General features: G+C 62.3%; 17 protein-coding genes and 1 pseudogene. 7 read left to right on the forward strand and 11 right to left on the reverse strand.

All coding sequences use genetic code 11. The features are described from left to right. The first annotated feature begins 44 nt into the window (after positions 1 to 44). The gene (locus BLT00_RS00325) at positions 45 to 2,084 is read left to right on the forward strand and encodes an oxidoreductase (protein WP_092145423.1); all 2,040 of its coding nucleotides are present in this window, start codon (positions 45 to 47) and stop codon (positions 2,082 to 2,084) included. Between the two features lie 133 nt (positions 2,085 to 2,217). Then, the gene (locus BLT00_RS00330) at positions 2,218 to 3,126 is read left to right on the forward strand and encodes a 1-aminocyclopropane-1-carboxylate deaminase/D-cysteine desulfhydrase (RefSeq protein ID WP_092145425.1); all 909 of its coding nucleotides are present in this window, start codon (positions 2,218 to 2,220) and stop codon (positions 3,124 to 3,126) included. Positions 3,127 to 3,132: 6 nt separating this feature from the next. On the opposite strand, the gene BLT00_RS00335 is transcribed toward BLT00_RS00330, so the two are convergent. After that, positions 3,133 to 3,681, reverse strand: coding sequence for a cytochrome b (locus tag BLT00_RS00335; protein WP_063322121.1), 549 nt, complete (start codon positions 3,679 to 3,681; stop codon positions 3,133 to 3,135). Between the two features lie 126 nt (positions 3,682 to 3,807). Further along, positions 3,808 to 5,214: a type VI secretion system Vgr family protein gene (locus BLT00_RS00340; RefSeq protein WP_092145427.1), complete on the reverse strand. Its 1,407-nt coding sequence runs from the start codon at positions 5,212 to 5,214 to the stop codon at positions 3,808 to 3,810. A 219-nt stretch (positions 5,215 to 5,433) separates the two neighbouring features. Between BLT00_RS00340 and BLT00_RS00345 the strand changes: the two genes are divergently transcribed. After that, entirely contained in the window at positions 5,434 to 6,138 is a 705-nt protein-coding gene (locus BLT00_RS00345; RefSeq protein ID WP_003199952.1) for a YebC/PmpR family DNA-binding transcriptional regulator, read from the forward strand. A 209-nt stretch (positions 6,139 to 6,347) separates the two neighbouring features. Here the strand turns inward: BLT00_RS00345 and BLT00_RS00350 are convergent, their stop codons facing one another. Then, entirely contained in the window at positions 6,348 to 7,661 is a 1,314-nt protein-coding gene (locus tag BLT00_RS00350) for a leucine-rich repeat-containing protein kinase family protein (protein WP_092145429.1), read from the reverse strand. A 320-nt stretch (positions 7,662 to 7,981) separates the two neighbouring features. Here BLT00_RS00350 and BLT00_RS00360 point away from each other — a divergent pair. Beyond that, positions 7,982 to 8,173: pseudogene (locus BLT00_RS00360) on the forward strand (IclR family transcriptional regulator); the annotation flags it as partial. A 24-nt stretch (positions 8,174 to 8,197) separates the two neighbouring features. Here the strand turns inward: BLT00_RS00360 and BLT00_RS00365 are convergent. Further along, positions 8,198 to 8,950 carry an anti-sigma factor family protein gene (locus BLT00_RS00365; protein WP_092145434.1) on the reverse strand — a complete coding sequence of 251 codons (753 nt, stop codon included), beginning with the start codon at positions 8,948 to 8,950 and terminating at the stop codon, positions 8,198 to 8,200. Continuing rightward, positions 8,947 to 9,453, reverse strand: a complete 507-nt coding sequence (locus tag BLT00_RS00370; protein ID WP_072346608.1) for a sigma-70 family RNA polymerase sigma factor — start codon at positions 9,451 to 9,453, stop codon at positions 8,947 to 8,949. The genes BLT00_RS00365 and BLT00_RS00370 overlap by 4 nt, the downstream gene beginning before the upstream one ends. Before the next feature lie 168 nt (positions 9,454 to 9,621). On the opposite strand from BLT00_RS00370, the gene BLT00_RS00375 reads away from it, so the two are divergent. After that, complete coding sequence (locus BLT00_RS00375) at positions 9,622 to 10,704, forward strand: catalase family peroxidase (RefSeq protein ID WP_092145436.1); 1,083 nt, start codon at positions 9,622 to 9,624, stop codon at positions 10,702 to 10,704. After that, on the forward strand, positions 10,701 to 11,237 hold the full coding sequence (locus BLT00_RS00380) for a cytochrome b (protein WP_092145438.1): 537 nt from the start codon (positions 10,701 to 10,703) through the stop codon (positions 11,235 to 11,237). Before BLT00_RS00375 ends, BLT00_RS00380 begins: the two co-directional genes overlap by 4 nt. Before the next feature lie 57 nt (positions 11,238 to 11,294). Here BLT00_RS00380 and BLT00_RS00385 read toward each other — a convergent pair whose 3' ends face one another. Both BLT00_RS00385 and BLT00_RS00390 read right to left on the reverse strand, forming a co-directional pair. Continuing rightward, positions 11,295 to 12,446 carry a M14 family metallopeptidase gene (locus tag BLT00_RS00385; RefSeq protein ID WP_063322113.1) on the reverse strand — a complete coding sequence of 384 codons (1,152 nt, stop codon included), beginning with the start codon at positions 12,444 to 12,446 and terminating at the stop codon, positions 11,295 to 11,297. A gap of 493 nt (positions 12,447 to 12,939) precedes the next feature. Then, the gene (locus tag BLT00_RS00390) at positions 12,940 to 13,281 is read right to left on the reverse strand and encodes a DUF6124 family protein (RefSeq protein WP_063322112.1); all 342 of its coding nucleotides are present in this window, start codon (positions 13,279 to 13,281) and stop codon (positions 12,940 to 12,942) included. 131 nt (positions 13,282 to 13,412) lie between these two features. Here BLT00_RS00390 and BLT00_RS00395 point away from each other — a divergent pair, with 131 nt between their 5' ends. After that, positions 13,413 to 14,060, forward strand: coding sequence for a LexA family protein (locus BLT00_RS00395; protein ID WP_046064773.1), 648 nt, complete (start codon positions 13,413 to 13,415; stop codon positions 14,058 to 14,060). A gap of 29 nt (positions 14,061 to 14,089) precedes the next feature. Here BLT00_RS00395 and BLT00_RS00400 read toward each other — a convergent pair whose 3' ends face one another. The 4 genes from BLT00_RS00400 to BLT00_RS00415 form a co-directional block, all read right to left on the reverse strand. Then, a complete protein-coding gene (locus BLT00_RS00400) occupies positions 14,090 to 16,039 on the reverse strand; it encodes an acetyl/propionyl/methylcrotonyl-CoA carboxylase subunit alpha (protein ID WP_092145440.1) in 1,950 nt (649 codons plus the stop codon). Then, complete coding sequence (locus BLT00_RS00405) at positions 16,036 to 16,854, reverse strand: gamma-carboxygeranoyl-CoA hydratase (RefSeq protein WP_063322110.1); 819 nt, start codon at positions 16,852 to 16,854, stop codon at positions 16,036 to 16,038. Before BLT00_RS00405 ends, BLT00_RS00400 begins: the two co-directional genes overlap by 4 nt. A gap of 13 nt (positions 16,855 to 16,867) precedes the next feature. Further along, positions 16,868 to 18,472, reverse strand: a complete 1,605-nt coding sequence (locus tag BLT00_RS00410; RefSeq protein ID WP_092145442.1) for a carboxyl transferase domain-containing protein — start codon at positions 18,470 to 18,472, stop codon at positions 16,868 to 16,870. A gap of 98 nt (positions 18,473 to 18,570) precedes the next feature. Then, a complete protein-coding gene (locus BLT00_RS00415; RefSeq protein ID WP_092145444.1) occupies positions 18,571 to 19,734 on the reverse strand; it encodes an isovaleryl-CoA dehydrogenase in 1,164 nt (387 codons plus the stop codon). Positions 19,735 to 19,785: the final 51 nt, after the last annotated feature.

Below are 19,785 nucleotides of genomic sequence, written 5' to 3' on the forward strand. Positions count from 1 at the left end.
AGAGCTTGCGCTTTTCCCCGTGATCGCCCGTTGTGGAGTTACCGATGACCGCCTCTCATTACCCGCACCTGCTGGCCCCGCTGGACCTGGGTTTCACCACGTTGCGCAACCGTACCCTGATGGGCTCGATGCACACCGGCCTGGAAGAGAAACCCGGCGGTTTCGAACGCATGGCGGCGTATTTTGCCGAGCGCGCCCGGGGCGGCGTGGGCCTGATGGTCACCGGTGGGATCGGGCCGAATGACGAGGGCGGCGTGTACTCCGGGGCGGCCAAGCTGACCACCGAGGAAGAAGCGCTCAAGCACCAGATCGTGACCCGGGCCGTACACGAGGCCGGTGGCAAGATCTGCATGCAGATTCTCCATGCCGGTCGCTACGCCTACAGCCCCAAGCAGGTCGCACCGAGCGCGATCCAGGCACCGATCAACCCGTTCAAGCCCAAGGAACTGGACGAGGAGGGTATTGAGAAACAGATCAGCGATTTCGTCACCTGTTCGGTCCTGGCCCAGAAGGCCGAATACGACGGCGTCGAGATTATGGGCTCGGAAGGTTATTTCATTAACCAGTTCCTGGCGGCCCACACCAACCACCGTACCGACCGTTGGGGCGGCAGCTATGAAAACCGCATGCGCCTGCCGGTGGAAATCGTGCGTCGGGTGCGTGAGGCAGTAGGCCCGAACTTCATCATCATCTTTCGCCTGTCGATGCTCGATCTGGTGGAAGGTGGCAGTTCGTGGGACGAAATCGTCCAGTTGGCCAAGGCCATCGAGCAGGCCGGCGCAACGATCATCAACACCGGTATCGGTTGGCACGAAGCGCGGATTCCCACCATTGCCACCAAGGTTCCACGGGCGGCGTTCAGCAAGGTCACGGCCAAGCTGCGTGGTTCGGTAAGCATCCCGCTGATCACTACCAATCGCATCAACACCCCGGAAGTGGCCGAGCAGATCCTCGCTGAGGGCGATGCCGATATGGTCTCCATGGCCCGGCCATTCCTGGCCGATCCGGAGTTCGTCAACAAGGCCGCTGCCGGTCGCAGTGACGAAATCAACACCTGCATCGGCTGCAACCAGGCGTGCCTGGACCACACCTTTGGCGGCAAGCTCACCAGTTGCCTGGTCAACCCACGGGCTTGCCATGAAACCGAGCTGAACTACCTGCCGGTGACCCAGGTGAAGAAAATCGCCGTGGTCGGTGCCGGCCCCGCCGGGTTGTCCGCGGCCACGGTGGCGGCCGAGCGTGGGCACCAGGTGACGCTGTTCGATTCGGCCAGTGAAATCGGCGGTCAGTTCAACATTGCCAAGCGCGTGCCGGGCAAGGAAGAGTTCTTCGAAACACTGCGCTACTTCAAGCGCAAATTGCAGACCAGCCATGTCGAGCTGTGCCTCGATACCCGGGTGGATGTGGCGCAATTGGTGGCCGGCGGCTACGACGAGATCATCCTTGCCACCGGCATCGCGCCGCGCGTGCCGGCGATTCCCGGGGTGGAGCATGCCAAGGTGTTGAGCTACCTGGACGTGATCCTCGAGCGCAAGCCGGTGGGCCGTAGCGTCGCGGTGATCGGTGCCGGCGGTATCGGCTTCGACGTGTCGGAGTTCCTGGTGCATCAGGGCGTCGCCACCAGCCAGGATCGTGAGGCGTTCTGGAGGGAGTGGGGCATCGACATCCACCTCGAGGCTCGCGGCGGTGTGGCCGGGATCAAGGCTGAACCCCATGCACCGGCGCGCCAGGTGTTCCTGCTGCAACGCAAGACCTCGAAGGTCGGTGACGGCCTGGGCAAGACCACCGGCTGGATTCACCGTACGGGCCTGAAGAACAAGCAGGTGCAGATGCTCAACAGCGTCGAATACCTGAAGATCGACGATGACGGACTGCACATTCGCATCGGCGAAACCGGCGAGCCGCAAGTGCTGGCCGTGGATAACATCGTGATCTGCGCCGGCCAGGATCCGCTGCGCGAGTTGCAGGAAGGCCTGGAAGCGGCGGGGCAGACCGTCCACCTCATTGGCGGCGCCGACGTGGCAGCGGAACTGGATGCCAAGCGGGCGATCAACCAGGGGTCGCGGTTGGCGGCGCAGTTGTAACTCACACGCTCTGTAGAACCCGGATCCCCTGTGGGAGCGAGCTCGCTCCCACAGGAGGCGGTGAACTCCGATCCTGAAGTCTCTCAACACCGAGCTGTTAAGATGCCGGTATCTTCCCCTCCGGCCCGCCGCAATGCTGCTTCCCGCCCTCGACTGGCATCCCCAACCCCGACTCGAACCCCTTCACCTGGACTGGCTCGCCCGTGCCGGTGTCGAAGTGGCGGTGTTGCGCCTGGACCGGATCGATCCGCTGATCAGCGGCAACAAGTGGTTCAAGCTGGTCCCTCATCTGCGCACCGCCCATGAGGCCGGAGCCGAAGGGGTCATGAGCCTGGGCGGTGCCTATTCCAACCATTTGCATGCGCTGGCGGCGGCCGGCAGGCGCTTCGGCTTTTCCACGGCCGGGCTATTGCGCGGTCATCCCCAGGACACGCCGACGGTGCGCGACCTGAAAGCATTTGGCATGGACCTGCACTGGTTGGGTTATGGCGGATACCGAGAGCGGCACGCAGCGGATTTCTGGGAACCGTGGCAGATTCGCTATCCACATTTGCATCCGGTGCCCGAGGGCGGTTCGGGATTGCCTGGGGCGCAAGGCTGCATGACGTGGGTGGCCAGTGTCCGTGAACAATTGGCGGCGCTGGGATGGGCGGATTATCACGGCTGGTGGTTGGCTTGCGGTACTGGAACATCGCTGGCCGGACTGGTGCTGGCCGAAGCGGGCGAGCGCCCGGTCTACGGCGTGCTGGCCGTGCCTCCGGACCATGGCGTGGCCCGGCAGGTCGAGCGCATCGTGGGAGAAGCCGGGCTTTCCAGCCCGCGTCATGAGTTCTTCGACGGCAGCCGTGGCGGGTTCGCCCGGGTCGATGCCGAACTCACCGAGTTCATCGAAACCACGACGGCCATCGAACTGGAGCCGTTGTACACCGGCAAAGCCTTGATGTTGCTCAAGACGCAAGTCGAGGCCGGACGATTTGCCCCGGATACCCGTCTGGTCTTCGTCCACACCGGCGGTTTGCAAGGCCGCCGGGGGTTCGAGTAACGACGGTCAGCCGCGTTTGGGCATCATCCGCAGCAGCGTGTTGTCCCGTACCACATAGTGGTGGTACAGCCCCGCCAAGGCATGCAGGCCAATCAGCCAATAGCCGATGGTGCCGCCCAGCACGTGCCAGCCTTCCAGTTGCTTGGCGAAATCCTTGTCTTGATTGATGAGCAACGGCAGATCGAAACCGTAGAACATCACCTGGTGCCCTTCGGCGCTGGTGATCAGCCAGCCCAGCAGCGGCATGGCGATCATGAACAGGTACAGCGCCCAATGCATCAGGCGAGCGAGAACGGTTTGCCATGCAGGCGACGCCGGGAAAATCGCCGGAGCCTTACCCATGCTGCGGGCGAACAGGCGTAGCCAGACCAGCAGGAACACCGTCAGGCCGAGCATGAAGTGCGCTTCCTTGATCAGGGTGCGACCGCCACTGCCCTTGGGGAAAATCCCGCGGAACTCGATGCAGGCGTAAACCACGGCCAGCAGAACCAGCATCAGCCAATGCAAGGTGACCGTGACGGTACTGTAGCGGCTTTCTGAGTTTTTCCAGGGCATTGCAGGCCTCTCCAACGATCAGGGTAGAGCGCCGTCTAGAGCGGCGTTATCCGTTTACTGTAAGCCCGTTTCGCTGGGTTTGCTTGAGCCAGATCACTTTTGCCGGCATGAAGCCACAGGGTTGAGTCAGGGAGTCAAATCCGGCGGATTCAGCAGCCAGTCCAACAGCAGCCCTGCATCATGGTCCCCACGGGGCGATTTCGGGGACGTGGCGGTATGGCCTGCGCCGGTATCGACAGCCCCTGGGCACAGCACCGGTCGATCAGGGTCGCCATCGAGAAAACTCACCAGCACTTCGCTGCCGGCCATCAGGCTGGGGCTGCCATCCAGCGTCAGCCGCGACACGGGCAGCGTGATGCCGTCCTGGTCCGGCGCCCATAGGCTGACACTCACCTGGCCACGTTCATCGGCGCTGGCCGGCTGGCCGGTGCTGCCGAGTACATGGGCCAGGTGGTACCCGGGGACGGGGGGCTTGGGGTGCTTGAGGGCTGGCCTGAACGTGGTGGACCAGGGAATGGCGGTGAACCGGTTGCGGTAGTCACGGGCCGACGGTGCGGCGGGCAGGTCCGGCTCCAGGATCGAGAACTGCCGTCCGCGATGCTGGACCTCGGTGATCAACCATTGATCGTTGAAGGTGGAAACCGGGTGTTCGCAGACCTGCACGATGTCGCCGCCGTGCAGGGCCGGTTGGGTACTGTGGCCATGGATTTCCCGTTGCCGGCAGCGCAGCCGTTCAAGGTGGCGGCGACCGGCCTGGTAACGGTGAGCCAAGGCCGGGTTGCCGTGCATGGCTTCGTGATCGAGCCGCTCAAGGGGTTGATTCGCCGCCGAGGCCTCGGCTTCGGGCGGGGCCCGGTCACTGAACCCGACGGGCAGCCCAGGCATCATCGGATGGTGACGCAAATACAAGCGTCTGATGGCCGGCTGCAGGCTGTCGTTCGGGCGCAGGGGCAGCTCGATGGGGCGCGCGGGAAAGCTCTTCGGGTCTTCGGCAAACACCAGGACATGGCCCTGGGGAGCATGTTCGAAGTGGTAATGAATGCCTTCTTCCTCACACAGTCGTTGCAGGAGGGTCAGGTCGCTTTCGTCGTACTGGATGCAAAACGGGCGACACGGATACAGCCCATGGGGCAGTTCGAAACGGTAGCTGTCGACGGGTAGCGCGTGTTCTTCCAGCAGGCGTTGCAGCAGCTGCACCACGCTGAGCCGATGGAAAACCCGGCGCTGTGGGCCTTGCTCCAGTTGCTGGAGGTAGGGAACCAACGTCACACGATAGCCGATACGCCGCGGCGCCAGGGCACTGAGGCTAACGCTGTGGACAATCCCATGGACGCCCGATTCGCCTTCCAGGCGCAGGAAGGCCGGATGCCCCAAGAGCAGTTGGAGATCTATCGGCGGGGCCAGGCCGATCAGTTCGAGGTCAAAGCGGTATGGCTGGTTGAGGGCTTCGCGGCCACTGAACCGCAAGACTTGCAGTTGCAAGCCGCTTTGCGTGAGCGTCAGGCTGAAGGGACTTTCCGTGTCGTTGCGCATCGCAGCTCCTACTGGCAGGGAGAGAGGCGCAGAGGGTACGAAACCGCAGGGGAAAACGGTGCTTGTGAGTCGCTATTTCAGAAACGCCCTACAACACGCTGTGAAAATGTCGATCCGGCAGGGTGAATTTTTTGGTCGATCAGCCGGTTTAGGCCGTATAAACTTGCGCCACAGCGCCGGCCGGCAGATGTCTCGGCGCGTCAGACAAGAGAGTGAGTAATGGGCGCACAGTGGAAGGTTAAACACAAAGAAGCGGCTGCCAACGCCAAGGGAAAGATCTTCGGCAAGCTGGTGAAGGAAATCACCATTGCCGCGCGCAACGGCGCTGATACCGCGACCAACGCGCACTTGCGACTGGTGGTCGAACAGGCGAAGAAGGCCTCGATGCCCCGCGAGACCCTGGAACGTGCGATCAAGAAAGGTTCTGGCCAGCTCGGTGAAACCGTGCAATACCACCGCGTCACCTACGAAGGGTTTGCGCCGCACCAGGTGCCCCTGATCGTTGAGTGTGTGACCGATAACATCAACCGTACTGTTGCCGAAATTCGCGTCGCGTTCCGCAAGGGCCAACTCGGCGCCTCGGGTTCGGTGGCGTGGGACTTCAACCATGTGGGCATGATCGAAGCCGCGCCGGACAGCCCGGACGCCGATCCGGAAATGGCCGCCATCGAGGCCGGTGCCCAGGATTTCGAACCGGGCGAAGAAGGCGCGACGTTGTTTCTCACCGATCCTGCCGACCTCGATGCCGTACAGAAGGCCTTGCCGGAGCAGGGTTTCACCGTATTGTCGGCCAAGCTGGGCTATCAGCCGAAAAACCCGGTCAGTGGCCTGACCGACGAGCAGATGGCTGAAGTAGAAGCCTTCCTCGAAGGCCTCGACAACCACGATGACGTGCAGGACATGTTTGTCGGGTTGGCGGGTTAACCCCACCCTGCTTGGACCAGGGACAGGATGGACATGTGGCGAGGGGATTTATCCCCGCTGGGCCGCGAAGCGGCCCTGAAACCAGACAACTTGGGTATGTCTGGCTGACTCGGCAGAGTTTTGGGGGCTGCTGCGCAGCCCAGCGGGGATAAATCCCCTCGCCACAAAGGTTCGGGCGATCAACCTATGACGTCGATTGAATCAGTGGATTAGAAGCTGGACAACAGCTGCCTGATCTCATCGAACCCCGGCCGCGCCAACACCTCTGGCTGACAGCAACGCACCTGCAGATCCTGTAACGCTGCCAGTTCCTCAGCACTGAGCGTCGGTTCGATCCGCGCCAGCAATTCCCCCAGCAAAATCCCGAAGGCCCGCACCTCGATGCGTTGCAGCGCGCGGGTTTGCAGGTTGTCTGTGGTGGCGTGGAACGACGCCGCGCCAAAGTCCCCCAGCAGGCAATCGCCCTGTTCATCGCACAGAATATTGTGCCCGTAGAGATCCCCATGGGTAATGCCCTGGCGGTGCAGGTGCGCTGCCACCGAGGCGATGCCGTGGGCGATGCGCAAGGCCACCGGGGCGCTCAGGCGCAGTTCATCGGCATACACGTCGCGGCTGCATGACGCCAGGCTCGGCAGCCCGGCGAGGTTACGGTAGCTGGGCTCGATCAGCGCCATCACCAGCCCGGCCTGTTGCTCGGGATGCCCGGCAACCTGACCCAGCACCTCAATCAGGTTCGAGTGGCGACCGGCCGTGATGCAGGCATGCATCTCATGCAGGGGAGAGCCGTCGCTGGTCATCTGGCCCTTGTACAACTTCACTGCGACCTTTCGTGCCGCCTGGCCGGGCGTCTGCCAGAGCGCCTGATGAATCACCCCCGACGCGCCTTCGCCCAGTTGTCGTTGCAGTTCCAGATGCGACCATTCGATAGGCGTCGTGGTATTCAGGGCCGTCGCTTGCGCCTGGGTTTCCAGTGGGTTGCCGGCGTAGGCCAGCCAACTGAGGCTTGGCAACGTGAGCAGCCATTGCGGCAGTTCGGTCAGTTGGTTGGCGGCGATGCGTAGCAGTTCGAGGCGATGACACTGGCCCAGGCTCGCCGGCAACTGCTGCAAACGGTTGCCGGCCAGCATCAGTTTTTGCAGATAGGGGCGTTGGCCCAGTTCATCCGGCAAGCGGCTGACGCAGTTGTCGGTCAGGATCAGCCAGCGCAGCAGTGGCGGCAGTGCGGCGCCCGTGACGCGGTTGATGCGGTTGGCCTTGAAACCGACCATGGTCAGCGCGCTGCAACGGCCCAGGCATTCGGGCAGTTCAGTGAAGCGGTTGTCGGAACAGAACAGTACGCGCAGGCGAGTCAGCCGATGCAGGTCGTCGGGCAGCGTGTCCAACTGATTGCCGCTGAGGTTGAGGATCTCGAGGGAATCGGCCAGGTCGAAGATTTCCCGGGGAAACTCCGTCAAGCCGCAGGCCAGGTCCAGCCGGGTAATGCCGCAGAGCTGGCCGGCGCGTAGTTGGGCGAGGGTGTGCATGGATGGGGTCGCTGTTGATCAAGGGGAGGGCACAAGAACCTGTGGCGAGGGAGCGTGCTCCCGCTGGGCTGCATGGCAGCCCCAAAAGCGGCTATGCAATCAGTCTGACACACATTGGTGTCAGGTTTGAGGGCTGCTTCGCAGCCCAGCGGGAGCAAGCTCCCTCGCCACAGGTTATCTTCAGGCACTAAGCCCGAGATGGCCGCATGATAACTGCAAAATTCGCGCTAGCGCTCGATGCTGCGGTTCCAGCGGGCGTTCCAGGCCGGGCGTTGCTCGTTGACCTGGTCCCAATCCACGGCAATCGCCGTTTTCAGGTATTGCCGATCCTCGACCGTGACGGCCGAGCCCGGGCCGCCTTGAGCGTGGCAACGGTGAGCGACCGCCTGGGGCCCGATCGCCTGCCGATGGTGGTGGACATGTTCAAGCGCGAGGCGGCCCTGATCGGACCGCGGATCAACCCGTTCGACCCGTTGCTGCGCAGGCCTTCGCAGGTGTTTGGGCAGGGTTGAACACTGCCTCAAACCCACCGCTGATCAGAAGTCCAATGTCTGCTTAAGTCTTTGCACCGTCGGCGCATCACTGGGGATGACCATCGCATAGTTGTAGCCCGACCCGGACCAGTATTCGGCTTGCAACTCGCCCTCGCGACGACTGCCCCGCGGCAGGAGGAAGTTTTTCGGGCCGGGTGGGCGCACGTAGAAGCTGATTTTCTGACCGCTCGGGTCCTGATAAACCACCATCGCCGCCGCGCCTTGTTCGGTGCTGAGCAAGCGTCCGCTGACCGGCTTGAAGCCCGCCCCCGACAGGTCTGGCAGCCGGTCAGCCTGGGTGAAGTAACGGTCGAGCCAGCCTTGCATGCTCTGCTCGTCGCCGGTCTGGTAATCGGCCGGAAGGATGCCCTGCTGGGCAATCAACCGGTACGCCTGTAGGGCGTCAGCCATGGGGGCTGCGGCGCCGAGTAGGGTCATTTGTCGCGCCTGCCAGCCGCTGACTCCGCCTACGCCGATGGCCAGCAGCAACACCGCGACGCTGGCCAGGTGGCGGCGGGAGCGATGTTTCAGGTGCTGGCGAATCATGGCCGGGTCGAGATCCGGGTTGGGCGGCTGTTGCAAGGCGCCGCTCAGGGCCGTGCGCAGGTGCTGCGCGTCCTGTTGCCAGGCGCGGACCCGGGCGGCCACTTCCGGCTGGTTGGCCAGGTAGGCCTGCACCAGGCGCTGGTCGGCCTCGCTCAGTTGGCGATCGACGTAGGCGTGCAGGTCGCTGTCGCTGGGGGGCATGCTGATCATTTGAGTATCCGCAGGGTAGGGCGGGTGACTTCGCCGTCGCTGAGTTGGCGCAGGGCCTGGCGAGCGCGGGACAGGCGGGACATTACCGTGCCGGTCGGCACGCCGAGGATGTTGGCGATTTGCTGGTAACTCAAGCCTTCCACCGACACCCAGAGCAACAACGCGCGCTGTTCCGTCGTGAGCTGATCGAAGGCCTGCAACGACGATTGCGCGATCACGCTGCGCTCGGCCGAAGGGTGGGCATCGTCGCGGCCGGTGAAAAACTCCAGCATGCGCGCATACCGTCGTGAGCGGCGATGGCTGTCGAGAAACTGCCGATACAGAATCGAAAACAGCCAGGCCCGCAGATCGCCGTCCGGACGCTTGTCGTTCCATTTGGACAATGCCCGTTCCAGGCACATCTGCACCAGGTCGTCGGCGTTGCTCGGGTTGCGCGTCAGCGACACGGCAAAACGCCGTAGCCTGGGGATGAGCTCGCGCAACTGTTCGTCGAATGCGTTCATAGAGGTGTGGCTTCTGTGGGCAGTCATTGCGCCGGGACTGGAAAGACGACCCGCGAACGAGATTATTCCAGTGCAGGAAAAATAAATACGAGGCGTGGGAATAAACCTGCCGGGCCTTCGTCTGACGGGTCCTTTCCAACAAATGGCCTCGAGGCCTGGAGATTTCTCATGGTTGATCCTTCATCCTCGTCGAGCCGGCCACCCTTGAGTGCCGCTGGCCTGACATTGCGCCTGAGCGGCATCGCCGTGATTGTTGCTGCGTTGGCCGGGGCGTTTGCCTACGTCAATGGCAGCCTCGACCCACAACGCCTGACACCACAGGCATTGGTCAATGTGCTGGAAAAAAACAACGGCGTTCACCCGGGCTTTCGACGCAACCACTCGAAAGGGGTCTGCGTCGCGGGTTACTTCCAAAGCTCGGGCGAGGCCAGCGCCTATTCCAGCGCCCAGGTGTTCTCGCTGCCGCAAACGCCTGTGGTTGGGCGTTTCGCCTTGCCCAGCGGCAATCCCTATGCACCGGACGGCAGCGTGCCGATTCGCAGCCTGGCACTGCGCTTTACCCAGGCCAACGGCCAGCAATGGCGCACCGGCATGAACAGCATGCCGGTGTTTCCGGTGGGTACGCCGCAAGCTTTCTACCAACTCCAGCAAGCCCAGTCGCCGGACCCTGCCACAGGAAAACCGAACCCTGCGGCCGTACCGGCGTTCTTTGCCGCACACCCCGAAGCCGCGCCGTTCCTGCAATGGATCAAGACCGCCAAGCCGTCGACCAGCTATGCCACTGAAACCTACAACGGCATCAACGCGTTCTATCTGATCAACCCCGCCGGGCAGCGTCAGGCGGTGCGCTGGGGCATGGTGCCGATGAGCCAGGATGCTGCGGATGCGACGCCACCCCAGGGGGGCGACTTCCTTGAGCAAGACCTGGTGAAGCGCCTCGCCGCCGGGCCGTTGCGCTGGCAGTTGAACATCACCCTGGCCAACCCGGGTGACCCGGTGAACGATGCCAGCAAGGCCTGGCCCGCTGACCGCAAGGTACTCAATGCCGGCACGTTGGTGCTGGAGCGCACCCAGGCGCAGGACAACGGCGAATGCCGCGACATCAACTATGACCCGCTGATCCTGCCCCAAGGGATCGAAGGTTCCGAAGACCCGCTATTGGTCGCGCGCTCCGCCGCCTATGCCAGTTCCTACTTGCGACGTACCAGCGAAGTGAGCCAGTTGCCCGCCAAACAGGAGTCCCGCCCATGAGCGCCCCTCGTCACTTTGCACCGCTGGCCCGGCTGCTGCACTGGCTGATGGCCGTGATGGTCATCGCCATGCTGTTCATCGGCGCGGGCATGGTCGCCTCGGTGTCCGAACGCCATGAATGGCTGTTGCAGTTGCACAAACCATTGGGTATCGCGATTTTGCTGTTGGTGATTGTGCGCCTGATGGTGCGTTTTACTACCCGCCAACCGCCGCTGCCGGCGGAACTGCCGGCCTGGCAAGTGCTGGCGGCAAACGCCTCGCATGTGCTGTTGTACGCCCTGATGCTGGTCTTGCCGTTGTTGGGCTGGGGCATGATTTCGGCGGCGGGGGACCCGGTGATGCTCGGCGACTCGTTGCAACTGCCTTCGATTCTGCCAGCCCACGCGCAGACGTTCGCACTGCTGCGCAAGGCCCACGGGTACCTGGCTTACCTGTTGTTCGTGACGGTGCTGGTGCATCTGGCGGCGGCGTTGTTTCACGCTTGGGTGCGCCGGGATGAGGTGTTGGACAGTATGTTGCGCGGCAAGGGTTGATGGATTGTGGCCAGGGAGCAAGCTCCCTGGCCGCAGGGGATTGATCAGGTCTTCGGATCAGCGCAATTCGTCGACCATGGCCTCGATGGTGCTCAACACATCCTTGCCCAGCTGCATCGAGCGTTTGCCGGACCAGCCGGTGATCGGGTTCGGGTGATCGTTGTGGTCCTTGAACGGCATCTCCAGGGTCAGGGACAGGCAGTCATATTTCTGGCCGACCGCGTTACAGGCCAGGGTCATGTTGGCCTGGCCCGGTTCGTCGCGGGTGTAGCCGTGAGTGGTCTGGAAGTCTTTGGTCTGATGCTTGAGATGGCTGCGAAAACGCTCTTCAAGTTCGGCAATGCGTGGCGTGTAGCCCGGGTTGCCTTCGCAACCGGCGGTGAAGACGTGGGGAATTTCCTCATCGCCGTGAGCATCGAGGAACAGATCGACGCCGTACTTTTCCATTTGTTGCTGGACGAAAAAGACCTCGGGGCTGATTTCCGGACTGGCGTTCTGCCAGGCGCGGTTGAGGTCCTGGCCCATGGCGTTGGTCCGCAGATGCCCATGGAATGCGCCGTCCGGGTTCATGTTCGGCACCAGGTACAGATCGGCCTTGGCGAGCAACTGGTTCAGTTGCGCATCGTCATGCTGCTGGAGGCGTTCGATCACGCCCTCCATGAACCACTCGGCCATGTGCTCGCCGGGATGTTGCTGGGCGATAATCCAGACTTTGCGCCGGCCTTCGGCACCGCTGCCTTTGCGCAGCAGCTGAATGTCCCGGCCTTCCACGCTTTTACCGACGGCCAAGAGTTCGGTGCCAGCCTTGTGCTGCGCTTGCTCGATCAGCCAATCATGTCGGCCGCGACTGTAGGGTTCGAAGTAGGCGAACCAGACGTTGGTCTGTTCGGTCTCCAGATAAAAGCGCAGGGCGTCGCCTTCAAATTGGGTCGGAATGCGGAACCAATTGACGTGATCGTAGGAGGCAACGGCCTGGTAGCCCGTCCAGGCCTTGTTGTAAGACGATTGACTGGCGTTGAGCAGCCGAAAGGAATATTCCTGGCCGACGTGCAGGCCGCTGGCCTTGAAGTGGAACCATTGGAAATGGGCGCTGCGGGTGTCGGGCCTGATCTTGAGCAACGACTGCAACGGGTTGCTGATGTCGACGACCTCGATGTTGCCGCTGTCGAAATTGGCGCTGATATCAAAGGAAGATTTAGCCACGGTCACGATTCCTGGAGAGGATTTTCATGGCCATTACTGTACACGCAAGACGGGGGGGACCGAGACGCTTTACGTCACGTAAACGAGGGGGCGTCCTCCCTGGACGCCGAGCCAGCTTAGAGAGTCTGCAATTGATTCTCAAGCGCTGGTTGTCGATAGTTTCCGCCTGCGTGGCGGGGCTGCTCTTGCAAACGGGTATTCATTTGCTATCATCGCCGCCATCGAATTGGCAGCACCCAAAAAGACTTCATTAGCCTGAAGCCATAAGCCGAAAAATCGGCAAAAAAAGACCCGGCAAAAAGCCGGGTCAAAAACCGTGATTAGCCTGATGAGGAGATATTCCAGAAGTCCGACCTAAGGTCTTCTGGTCTATCGACTGATCTCGCGACCAGCTGATGCAATAATAATCATTATCATTTGCAAGTCAAATGATTTTATCGCGTCGATGGAAAATTTTTCTCGTCGTCCGCGTTCGCGGCGACATTCCCGAGTGTTACCCCTAGCGAGTCGGGTAGCCATCCAGGGATCGGTCAAGCATCACCTTGACCAGGTCAATCATGTGCACCACCGAAAACGCCAGGTCACGGTTCGAACCGTTCAACTGGTTGGCGGACTCGTGGGCGGTTGCCGCTGCACAGCGCAGCAGGTCGCATGCGTGAACAAGGGCTTCTTCTGCGCTGACGCTGTGATTGACGTCGAAGAAGCGATGTTCTGCCTGTGCCTGCGAAACACCTGGTTTCAAGTAGTAATCGAGGGCGCGCTTGGCCGCCGGGCAATCCTGCAAGGAAGGGAACGTGCTGTCGAAAGGGCTGCCGGGTTGGTTTTTGTTGGGTGTATCCATGGTGATGAAAATCTCCGTGTGTGGGGCTGAACTCCTGAATCCAGAATAGTACTTATCGTAATTGTGACGATAATTTAAATACTACAATTTGTGTTTTGAATGGCCGGAGTCATCCACGTATCGTGCCGCACATGGATAAATGGATAGAGTTGGTCAAGGCCAAGATGAAGGAGCTGCGCATCACGCAAGTGGTGCTTGCAGAACGGTTGGGAATGTCCCAGGGCGGCGTCGGCCATTGGCTGACCAGGCGCCGGCAACCCAGTGTCGAAGACATGAACCGGGTCCTGCGGGAGCTGGGGCTGGAGTTTCTGGAAGTGGCGATGGTGATTCGCGAGCCGGACACTTCCACGGACGAAGGCATGGCCCTGGCGCAGAAGTACAATCCGTACTTCCGCTACCCGGTCAGTGAATGGCACGAGGTTGGCGAGGTTCGCGAAGGCGATCCTGGTGCCTACAGCCAGGCGCGCTACGAGCTGACGGACTACCACGCCCTGGGGGCCGCGTTCTGGCTGGTGGTGGTGGGCGACGCGATGACCGCACCCAGCGGCTTGAGCATTCCCGAGGGCATGTCGATCCTGGTGGATCCGGCCATCGAGGCGGTGCCAGGCAAACTGGTGGTTGCCTGCTTGCCCGGCAGCAGTGACGCGACCTTTCGCAAATTGATCGAAGAGAGCGGGCAGCGTTACCTGGTTCCGCTCAATCCGACTTACCCGAAAAACCTGTACACCGAGCAATGTCGGCTCATCGGTGTGGTGGTGCAGGCCACCATCAGGTTCTGACTGGATCGGCCCTGGGAGCGGGCCGATGCCTATTCTTCGAACGCCACCAGGGCGCTGCCTTCGCTGACCATTTCACCTTCCTGGCAATACAGCGCCTTGATCACCCCGGCCTTGGGCGCACGAATGCTGTGCTCCATTTTCATGGCCTCCAGGACCACCAGTTGAGCTCCGGCTTCCACCGGCTGACCGACACTCACCAAGACCCGCACGATACTGCCGTTCATGGGCGCGGCCAGGCCGCCCTGATGGCTGTGGCTGGCCTCTGCCGCGGCCAACGGGTCGTACAGATCGATCCGATGCAGGTCTCCCGCCCATTGCAGATACAGGCTGTCGCCCTGGCGAATGGCCCGATGGCTGCGGCGCACACCATGGTGCTCGATCGTCAGTCGCTCACCCTTGAGTTCCGCGCAATGGGCTGTGACGTCCAGCGTCAGCGCACGATCCTGGCCTTCACAGCTCAGGTGCAAGGTGGTTTCCCTCGGCAACCCCAGGCGCATCCCGGTGGTGCTGGCCCACGGTGAGCCGGCGTCATCGCCGCGTACGTGCGGTGCCAGGCTCAAGGCGAAGCCTTGAGCGGCTGCAAGCCAGAATGCGTCATCCAATTCGCCCGGCTCTGGCAGCAATTGCGCTTGGTAACGTGGGATAAATCCGGTGTCCAGCTCTGCCGCCGCGAAGGCGGGATGGGCGACGATTCGGCGCAGGAACCCGATGTTGGTTTTCAGCCCGCCAATGGCAAATTCATCGAGCATGCTCAACAGCCGCAAGCGCGCCTGTTCGCGATCCTCACCCCAGGCAATCAGCTTGCCGAGCATCGGGTCGTAGAACGGCGAGATTTCATCACCTTCTTCAACCCCGCTGTCGACCCGCCGACCCGGCCCCTTGGCCGATTCGCGATACAACGCCAGGCGGCCGGTGGCTGGCAGAAAATCGTTGACCGGGTCTTCGGCATACAGCCGCACTTCGATGGCGTGACCGAGCAGCGGCACTTGCGCTTGAGTGATCGGCAAGGGTTCGCCTTGGGCAACGCGGATCTGCCAGGCCACCAGGTCCAGTCCGGTGATCGCTTCGGTGACCGGATGCTCGACCTGCAAGCGGGTGTTCATTTCCATGAAGAAAAACTCGCCCCGCGCATCCAGCAGGAACTCCACCGTGCCGGCCCCGACGTAACCAATCGCCTGGGCTGCGCGCACGGCGGCTTCACCCATGGCCTGGCGCAATTGCGCGGTCAGGCCGGGGGCGGGGGCTTCTTCCACTACTTTCTGGTGGCGGCGCTGGATCGAGCAATCGCGCTCGTTGAGGTACAGGCAGTTGCCGTGTTGGTCGGCAAATACCTGGATTTCCACGTGGCGTGGCTTGAGCAGGTATTTTTCCACCAGCATCCGTGAGTCGCCGAACGAGGACTGCGCTTCACGCTGGGCCGAGGCCAGGGCTTCGGCCAGTTGGCTGACATCCTCGACGACTTTCATGCCCTTGCCGCCACCGCCGGCCGTGGCCTTGAGCAATACCGGGTAGCCGATGCGCTCGGCGGCGTCGCGAAAGGTCTCCAGGTCCTGGGCTTCGCCGTGATAACCGGGCACCAGGGGCACGCCGGCGGTTTCCATCAAAGCCTTGGCCGCCGATTTGCTGCCCATGGCATCGATGGCCGAGGCCGGTGGGCCGAGGAAGATCAGCCCGGCGTTTTCAATCGCCCGGGCGAACCCGGCGTTCTCGGACAGAAAGCCATAGCCGGGGTGGATGGCCTGGGCGCCGCTGGCTTTCGCTGCGGCGATCAGCTTGTCGATTTGCAAGTAGCTGTCGGCGGCCTTGCTGCCGCCCAGGTCGACGCGGATGTCGGCTTCACGGCTGTGGCGGGCGTCGCGGTCGGTGGCGCTGTGGACGGCAACGGTGGTCAGGCCCATGGCTTTGGCGGTGCGCATCACGCGGCAGGCGATTTCACCGCGGTTGGCCACCAGCAACGTGGTGAGGGCAGGGGCGCTCATCGACGCGGCTCCTTGTTATTCGATTCGGCTTGCCAGTTCGGCGCACGCTTTTGCAGGAACGCCCGCAGGCCTTCCTGACCCTCCGGGCTGACGCGGATGCGGGCGATGGCATTTTCGGTGTAGCGCCGCAGCGCCGGGGTAAGGGCGCCGTTGCCGACTTCACGCAGCAGTTCCTTGCTGGCGCGCATGGCCGCCGGGCTGTTGAGCAACAGGTTGTCGATCCACTGTTCGACCTGCTGGTCCAGGACCTCGGCCGGGTAACTTTCCGACAGCAAACCGATTTCTTTCGCACGTTGCCCGTCGAAGCGTTCCGCCGTCAGGGCATAACGACGCGCGGCACGCTCGCCGATGGCTTGCACCACGAACGGGCTGATCACCGCTGGCGCCAGGCCAATGCGCACTTCCGACAGGCAGAACTGTGCTTCATCGGCACCAATGGCCATGTCACAAGCGCTGATAAGCCCCAGTGCGCCACCGAACGCGGCGCCCTGGACGACGGCCAGGGTAGGAATTTTCAGCTTGGCGAGGTTGTACATCAGTTCCGCCAGTTCCCGGGCGTCATCAAGGTTGGTGTGGTAGTCGAGCTCGGCCGATTGTTGCATCCAGGCCAGGTCGGCGCCGGCGCTGAAATGCTTGCCACGGCCGCGGATCAGCAGGAAGCGCAAGTTTGGATCGCTGCTGACGTGGTCCAGGGCCAGGATCAGTTCGCGGATCATTTCGGCGTTGAACGCGTTGTTTTTCGACTCGCGGCTGAGCCACAGGGTGGCAACGCCCCGTGGGTCGCTGTGCAGTTCGAGGGTGTTGAAGTTATCCATGGGCATTCCCCGTTTACATCCGGAACACGCCGAAGCGGCTCGGTTCGATAGGCGCGTTCAGTGACGCGGACAAGGCCAGGCCCAGCACGTCGCGGGTCTGGGCCGGGTCGATGACGCCGTCGTCCCACAGCCTGGCACTGGAATAATAGGGGTGACCCTGTTCTTCGTACTGATCGAGGATCGGTTGCTTGATCTCGGCTTCCTGCTCGGCGCTGAAAGGGTGGCCACTGCGTTCGGCTTGTTCACGCTTGACCTGCACGAGCACGCCGGCCGCCTGTTCGGCGCCCATCACGCCTATCCGCGCGTTCGGCCACATCCACAGAAAACGTGGGTCGTAGGCGCGACCGCACATGCCGTAGTTACCCGCGCCGAAACTGCCGCCAATGATCACGGTGAATTTCGGCACCTTGGCGCACGCCACGGCGGTCACCAGTTTCGCGCCGTGCTTGGCGATACCGCCGGCTTCGTACTTTTGGCCGACCATGAACCCGGTGATGTTCTGTAGGAACAGCAACGGTATGCCGCGCTGACAGGCCAGCTCGATGAAGTGCGCGCCTTTCTGCGCGGCTTCGGCAAACAGAATGCCGTTGTTGGCCAGGATCGCGATCGGGTAGCCATGCAAGTGGGCGAAGCCGCACACCAGCGTCGTGCCGAACAGCGCCTTGAATTCGTCGAACACCGAGCCGTCCACCAGGCGCGCGATCACTTCCCGCACATCGAACGGCTGCTTGGCGTCGGCCGAAACCACGCCGTACAGCTCCTCGCCGGAGTAAAGCGGGGCAATCGGCAGGCGATGCTGCAACTCGCCCTGTTTGCGCCAATTGAGGTTGGCCACGCTGCGGCGAGCCAGGGCCAGGGCATGTTCGTCGCTGTCGGCGTAATGGTCGGCCACGCCGGAGATCTTGCAGTGCACATCGGCGCCGCCCAGGTCTTCGGCGCTGACCACCTCACCGGTGGCAGCTTTCACCAACGGTGGGCCGGCGAGGAAAATCGTCGCCTGCTGGCGGACCATGATCGCCTCGTCCGCCATGGCCGGCACATAGGCGCCACCGGCGGTGCAGGAACCCATGACCACGGCGATCTGCGGGATGCCCTGGGCACTCATGTTGGCCTGGTTGAAGAAGATCCGGCCAAAGTGCTCGCGGTCCGGGAACACCTCGTCCTGGCGCGGCAGATTGGCGCCGCCGGAGTCCACCAGGTAAATGCAGGGCAGGCGATTCTGCTGGGCGATCGTCTGGGCGCGCAGGTGTTTTTTCACCGTCAGCGGGTAGTAGGAACCACCTTTGACCGTCGCGTCGTTGGCGACAATCATGCATTCGACGCCTTCCACGCGTCCGATGCCGGCAATCACACCGGCTGCCGGCACGTCTTCGCCATAGACTGCGTGGGCTGCCAATGGGCTGATTTCCAAAAACGGCGAGCCCGGGTCCAGCAGTCGGTTGATGCGTTCACGGGGCAGTAACTTGCCCCGCGACGTGTGCCTTTCCTGGGCCTTGGGACCGCCGCCTTGGCGAATTTGCGCGAGCAAGGTGCGCAAGGCTTCGACGTGTCCGAGCATCGCATCGCGGTTGGCGATGAACTCCGGCGAGCGCGGGTTGAGCTGAGTGTGCAGAATCATGGGCTACTCCGTAGCAGCTTTGAGCTTCAAGCCACAAGCTGCAAGCAAGAGCGCAGTTCGCTTGCCGCTTGAAGCTTGTCGCTCGTAGCTGACGAAATTCATTTCGTTTCGTTGAACAGTTCGCGGCCGATCAACATCCGACGAATCTCACTGGTGCCAGCACCGATTTCGTACAGCTTGGCGTCACGCAGCAGGCGGCCGGCCGGGAATTCGTTGATGTAGCCATTGCCGCCGAGGATCTGGATGGCGTCGAGGGCCATTTGCGTGGCGCGTTCGGCGCTGTAGAGGATCACCCCGGCGGCGTCCTTGCGGGTGGTTTCGCCGCGCTCGCAGGCCTGCGCCACGGCATACAGATAGGCGCGGCTGGCGTTGAGCTGGGTGTACATGTCGGCGACCTTGCCCTGGATCAGCTGGAATTCGCCAATGCTCTGGCCGAACTGCTTGCGGTCATGGATGTAGGGCACGATCAGGTCCATGCAGGCCTGCATGATCCCGGTCGGGCCGCCAGAGAGCACGACGCGCTCGTAGTCGAGGCCGCTCATCAGCACTTTCACACCGCCATTGAGCGCGCCGAGGATGTTGTCTTCCGGCACTTCGACGTCATCGAAGAACAACTCGCAGGTGTTGGAGCCACGCATGCCGAGCTTGTCGAATTTATTGCTGCGGCTGAAGCCTTTCCAGTCGCGCTCGACGATGAAGGCGGTGATGCCATGGGGACCTTTTTCCAGGTCGGTCTTGGCGTAGATCACGTAGGTGTTGGCATCGGGGCCGTTGGTGATCCAGGTCTTGCTGCCATTGAGCACGTACTTGTCGCCACGCTTGTCGGCCCGCAGTTTCATCGAGACCACGTCGGAGCCGGCGTTCGGCTCGCTCATTGCCAGGGCGCCGATGTGTTCGCCGCTGATCAGCTTGGGCAGGTATTTGGTTTTCTGTTCGTGATTGCCGTTGCGGTTGATCTGGTTCACGCAGAGGTTGGAGTGGGCACCGTAGGAGAGGGCGACCGAGGCCGAACCACGGCTGATTTCTTCCATCGCCACCACGTGGGCCAGGTAGCCCAGGCCAGCGCCGCCGTATTCTTCCGGTACGGTGATACCCAGCAGGCCCATGTCGCCGAACTTGCGCCACATGTCGGCGGGAAACAGGTTGTCGATATCGATTTGCGCTGCTCGCGGCGCCAGTTCAGCCTTGACGAAGGCCTGCACCTGGTCGCGCAACATGTCGATGGTTTCGCCGAGGGCAAAGTTCAGGGATGGGTAGCTCATGGGACACCTTTGGCTTTTTTATCGGGTGCGGAGAGCGGGGGGAATGGCTCT

The organism is Pseudomonas sp. NFACC51, assembly GCF_900103575.1.
GTDB classification, from domain to species: Bacteria; Pseudomonadota; Gammaproteobacteria; order Pseudomonadales; family Pseudomonadaceae; genus Aquipseudomonas; species Aquipseudomonas fluorescens_Q.